Below are 5,075 nucleotides of genomic sequence, written 5' to 3'. Positions count from 1 at the left end.
AGTACAAGATCAGCAACCTGCAGGACTTCGTGCTGAACGTCGATCAGCCGGAAATCAGCCTGCAGCACGCGACTGAAAGTGCGCTGCGTCACGTGGTCGGTTCCACCGCCATGGATCAGGTGCTGACCGAAGGTCGTGAATTGATGGCCAGCGAAATCAAGGAGCGTCTGCAACGTTTCCTCGATACCTATCGCACCGGTATCACCGTCACCCAGGTCAACGTACAGAGCGCAGCGGCACCGCGTGAAGTACAGGAAGCCTTCGATGACGTGATCCGCGCCCGTGAAGACGAGCAGCGTTCGCGCAACCAGGCTGAAACCTACGCCAACGGCGTTGTGCCGGAAGCCCGTGGTCAGGCCCAGCGCATCATCGAAGATGCCAACGGTTATCGCGACGAGACCATCTCGCGCGCCAAGGGTGAGGCCGATCGCTTCACCAAACTGGTCGCCGAGTATCGCAAGGCACCTGAAGTCACCCGCGAGCGTCTGTACCTGGACACCATGCAGGAAGTCTTCAGCAATACCAGCAAGGTCCTCGTGACCGGCAACAAGAACGGCCAGAGCAATCTGCTCTACCTGCCGTTGGACAAGATGATCCAGAACAGTTCGGGTAATGCACCGGTGACCGGTTCGGCCGCCAGCAACAACACGGACGTCACGCCGCATGTCACCGACGTGCCGCAGACGCGTACAAGGGAGACCCGCTGATGAGCAATAAATCGCTGATCGCCCTGATCGTTGGCGTCGTTGTGGTACTGGTGGGCTGGAATTGCTTCTACATCGTCGCTCAGACCGAGCGCGCGGTGCTGCTGCAATTCGGTCGTGTGGTTCAGGCCGATGTCCAGCCGGGTCTGCATGTGAAGGTGCCTTACGTCAACCAGGTGCGCAAATTCGACGCGCGTCTGCTGACGCTGGATGCACCGACGCAGCGCTTCCTGACTCTGGAAAAGAAAGCCGTGATGGTCGATGCCTACGCCAAGTGGCGGGTGAAAGATGCCGAGCGCTTCTACACCGCGACTTCGGGTCTGAAGCAGATCGCCGACGAGCGTCTGTCCCGTCGTCTCGAATCGGGCCTGCGTGACCAGTTCGGCAAGCGCACCCTGCACGAAGTGGTGTCGGGTGAGCGTGATGCGCTGATGGCTGACATCACTGCGTCGCTGAACAAGATGGCGGAAAAAGAGCTGGGCATCGAAGTGGTCGATGTCCGGGTCAAGGCCATCGATCTGCCGAAGGAAGTGAACCGCAGCGTGTTCGAGCGTATGAGCACCGAGCGGGAGCGTGAAGCTCGCGAGCACCGCGCCAAGGGTAACGAGCTGGCCGAAGGCATCCGTGCCGACGCCGATCGTCAACGCCGCGTGCTGCTGGCTGAAGCCTATCGTGAATCCGAAGAGGTTCGCGGTGACGGTGACGCCCAGGCTGCTGCGATCTACTCCAAGGCCTACGGCCAGGACCAGGAGTTCTACGGTTTCTACCGTAGCCTGCGTGCCTACCGTGAAAGCTTCGCGAACAAATCCGACGTCCTGGTCCTCGACCCAAGCAGCGACTTCTTCCGTTATCTGGAAAAAGCCAAACCTTGATACGACGTTGACCTGAATCAGTCCGCCCGGCGGCTAAAACCTCGGGCGGGGTGATCCTTTCGGAAAACGTGTGTATGATGCGGCAGCCGGGAAATTCCCGGCTTTTTTGCGTCTGCACGTTTGATTGCTGTTTTTGTTGCAGACATCGGGTTTGAATAGCCCGGGCGTTTTTCGAGGAAAGTGATGGGCGAAGCCGCCAGCCGGCCTTTCGCTGCGTCGTTCATGCGCGTGCGTTTTGAACGCCCCGGTCATTTTCTGCTTCACTCAAGGCTCGCCTAGTGCTGGCCGCCCGGATCAAAGGGGAATGGCGTAATGGCAACGGTAGACCGCTGGCTGCTGCCAGATGGCATCGAAGAAGTACTGCCACCGGAGGCGGCGCGCATTGAAGTCGCGCGTCGTCAGGTGTTGGATCTGTTCCAGAGCTGGGGTTACGAGTTCGTCGTGACTCCCCATATCGAGTACCTGGAATCCCTGCTGACCGGCGCGGGCCAGGACCTGGATCTGCGTACCTTCAAGGTCATCGACCCGCAATCGGGCCGGCAGATGGGTTTCCGCGCCGACATCACGCCGCAAGTGGCGCGCATCGATGCGCACACCCTGCGTCGCGAAGGCCCGAGTCGTCTGTGCTACGCCGGCAGCGTCCTGCATGCCCAGCCGCGTGCATTGTCGTCCTCGCGCAGCCCGATCCAGCTGGGCGCCGAGCTGTACGGCGACGCCAGCCCGAGCAGCGATGTCGAAGTCATCAGCCTGATGCTGGCCATGCTGCAGCTGGCCGATGTGCCGGACGTGCACATGGACCTCGGCCATGTCGGCATCTACCGTGGTCTGGCGCGCGCCGCCGGTCTGTCTGGTGAAGTTGAACAGCAGTTGTTCGATGCCCTGCAGCGCAAGGCCATCGATGAAGTGATTACCCTGACCGAAGGCCTGCCGGCCGATCTGTCGGGCATGCTCCGCGCACTGGTTGATCTGTGTGGCGGCCGTGAAGTGTTGAGCGCTGCGCGCGAGCGTCTGGCCAATGCGCCGGCGCCGGTGCTGGCGGCGCTGGAAGATCTGCTGGCGATCGCCGAGCGTCTTTCCGTGCGCTTCCCGCAGCTGCCGCTGTATTTCGACCTCGGCGAGTTGCGCGGCTACCACTACCACACCGGTGTGGTGTTCGCGGTGTTCGTGCCGGGCGTTGGCCAGTCCATCGCTCAGGGCGGTCGTTACGATGACATCGGTGCCGACTTCGGTCGCGCCCGTCCGGCGACTGGTTTCTCTACCGATTTGAAAACCCTGGTGACCCTGGGGCGTGCTGAGATCGAGCTACCGTCTGGCGGTATCTGGATGCCTGACAGTACGGATGCGGCACTCTGGCAGCAGGTTTGCCAGTTGCGCAGTGAGGGTCAGCGTGTCGTTCAGGCCTTGCCTGGACAACCTTTGGCCGCCGCCCGTGATGCGGACTGCGACCGGCAATTGATTCAGCAGAACGGGCTTTGGCAAGTATCGCCACTGGCTTCTTGAGTTTTCCTGCCGGCCATCGCCGGCACCAAGTTTGCGCGAATGAGGACAAGTGTTATGGGTAAGAATGTCGTAGTCCTGGGCACCCAGTGGGGTGATGAGGGCAAAGGCAAGATCGTTGATCTGCTGACCGAACATGCTGCCGCCGTAGTGCGCTACCAGGGTGGCCACAACGCGGGTCACACGCTGGTGATCGACGGCGAGAAAACCGTCTTGCACCTGATTCCGTCGGGCGTGCTGCGCGAAGGCGTGCAATGCCTGATCGGCAACGGCGTGGTGGTTGCACCTGACGCCCTGCTGCGCGAGATCACCAAGCTGGAAGAGAAAGGCGTACCGGTGCGCGAGCGCCTGCGTATCAGCCCGTCCTGCCCGCTGATCCTGTCCTTCCACGTCGCGCTGGACCAGGCCCGTGAAAAGGCCCGTGGCGAGCTGAAGATCGGTACCACCGGTCGCGGCATCGGCCCGGCTTACGAAGACAAGGTTGCCCGTCGTGGCCTGCGTGTCGGCGACCTGCTGAACATGCCACGCTTCGAAGACAAGCTGCGTGAACTGGTGGATTACCACAACTTCATGCTGGTCGGTTACTACAAAGAGCCAGCCATCGAGTTCGAAAAGACCCTGGCCGAGTGCAAGGAATACGCTGAGCTGCTCAAGCCGCTGATGCTCGACGTGACCGCTGAGCTGCACGACCTGCGTCGTGCCGGCAAGGACATCATGTTTGAAGGCGCGCAAGGTTCTTTGCTCGACATCGACCACGGCACCTACCCGTACGTGACCAGCTCCAACACCACCGCTGGCGGCGTGGCGACTGGTTCGGGCGTGGGTCCGATGTTCCTCGACTACATCCTGGGCATCACCAAGGCTTACACCACTCGCGTCGGTTCCGGCCCGTTCCCGACCGAGCTGTTTGACGAAGTCGGTGCGCACCTGGCCAAGCAGGGTCACGAGTTCGGCGCTACCACCGGCCGTGCCCGTCGCTGCGGCTGGTTTGACGCCGTCATCCTGCGTCGCGCTATCGACGTGAACAGCATCTCGGGCATCTGCCTGACCAAGCTGGACGTGCTTGACGGTCTGGAAACCATCAACATCTGCGTCGGCTACAAGGACGCGCAGGGCAATGCTGTTGCCCCGACCGATGCTGACAGCTACGTCGGCCTGCAGCCGGTGTACGAAGAAGTTCCGGGCTGGAGCGAATCGACCGTGGGCGCCAAGACCCTGGAAGAGCTGCCGGCCAATGCTCGTGCCTACATCAAACGCGTTGAAGAGTTGATCGGCGCGCCGATCGACATTATTTCGACGGGCCCGGACCGCAACGAAACCATCGTTCTGCGTCATCCGTTCGCTTGATAAGTCGTTGATGTAAAAAACAAAGGCCCCTTAATCGGGGCCTTTGTCGTTTATGCCTGTTGGACGGCATGACCTTTGCTGTGAATCTGTCTACAAGAGTGCCATCAAATTAATGGCGTCAGAAGTAGAGGGATTTAAAGTGTCAGCCGTTCTCTCACTGTTACAAAGCCGTTTGTTGCGGCCGGTGTTCGTTACCCTTGGTATCGCCCTTTTGGTGCAGGTGTTGGTGGCGGTTGCCCTGACGCGGAGCACGGTGACCGCGCTGGAAGCCGATCTGGCCGTGCGCCTGGGTGCCGACAGCCAGAAACTCTCCGGTGAGCTGGAGCAGGCGGGGCGTGAAGTCACTTCAAGTCTTGATGCGTTATCGGCCAGCACTCGTCAGCGCCTCACGGCTGGCCTGTCCACACGCCTCAAAGAAGAGCAGGCGCAACTGCGGGCGACGCTGGAAAAGGATCTGAAGGATTCGGCCAACGACATGGCGCAGTTGCTTGCATCCGTAGCGCCGCGTGCGATGTGGGACAGCGACGTGCCGACGCTCTCGGAGTTCGCTCGTCGCGCCCAGCGCAATCCCAACGTGCTGTTCGTGGTGTATGACGACGCCACCGGCCAGCATCTGACCCGTTATCTCAACCGTGAAAATCCGATCAACAAGGCC

Annotated in this window: 4 protein-coding genes and 1 pseudogene; all 5 read left to right on the top strand. The window is 60.9% G+C overall.

Annotated elements, in window-relative coordinates:
• Window positions 1–707: FtsH protease activity modulator HflK (hflK, locus tag OQK_RS08195; RefSeq protein ID WP_038860737.1), on the top strand; the 707-nt coding region annotated here is incomplete at its 5' end.
• Complete coding sequence (gene hflC / locus OQK_RS08190) at window positions 707–1,576, top strand: protease modulator HflC (RefSeq protein ID WP_016771945.1); 870 nt, start codon at window positions 707–709, stop codon at window positions 1,574–1,576. The genes hflK and hflC, both read left to right, overlap by 1 nt.
• A gap of 312 nt (window positions 1,577–1,888) precedes the next feature.
• Window positions 1,889–3,076, top strand: coding sequence for an ATP phosphoribosyltransferase regulatory subunit (locus tag OQK_RS08185; RefSeq protein ID WP_016771944.1), 1,188 nt, complete (start codon window positions 1,889–1,891; stop codon window positions 3,074–3,076).
• A gap of 54 nt (window positions 3,077–3,130) precedes the next feature.
• A complete protein-coding gene (locus OQK_RS08180) occupies window positions 3,131–4,420 on the top strand; it encodes an adenylosuccinate synthase (RefSeq protein ID WP_016771943.1) in 1,290 nt (429 codons plus the stop codon).
• 139 nt (window positions 4,421–4,559) lie between these two features.
• Window positions 4,560–5,075: pseudogene (locus OQK_RS08175) on the top strand (methyl-accepting chemotaxis protein); the annotation flags it as partial.

The sequence above is a fragment of the Pseudomonas sp. R62 genome, assembly GCF_000257605.1.
Lineage (GTDB): Bacteria > Pseudomonadota > Gammaproteobacteria > Pseudomonadales > Pseudomonadaceae > Aquipseudomonas > Aquipseudomonas atacamensis.
Note: the sequence above shows the minus strand (reverse complement) of the source record. Positions and strands in the feature narration are given on the sequence as shown.

Coding starts and splice junctions, on each gene's coding strand:
- hflC (WP_016771945.1), top strand. CDS start 707: ATGAGCAATAAATCGCTGATCGCCCTGATCGTTGGCGTCGTTGTGGTA.
- OQK_RS08185 (WP_016771944.1), top strand. CDS start 1,889: ATGGCAACGGTAGACCGCTGGCTGCTGCCAGATGGCATCGAAGAAGTA.
- OQK_RS08180 (WP_016771943.1), top strand. CDS start 3,131: ATGGGTAAGAATGTCGTAGTCCTGGGCACCCAGTGGGGTGATGAGGGC.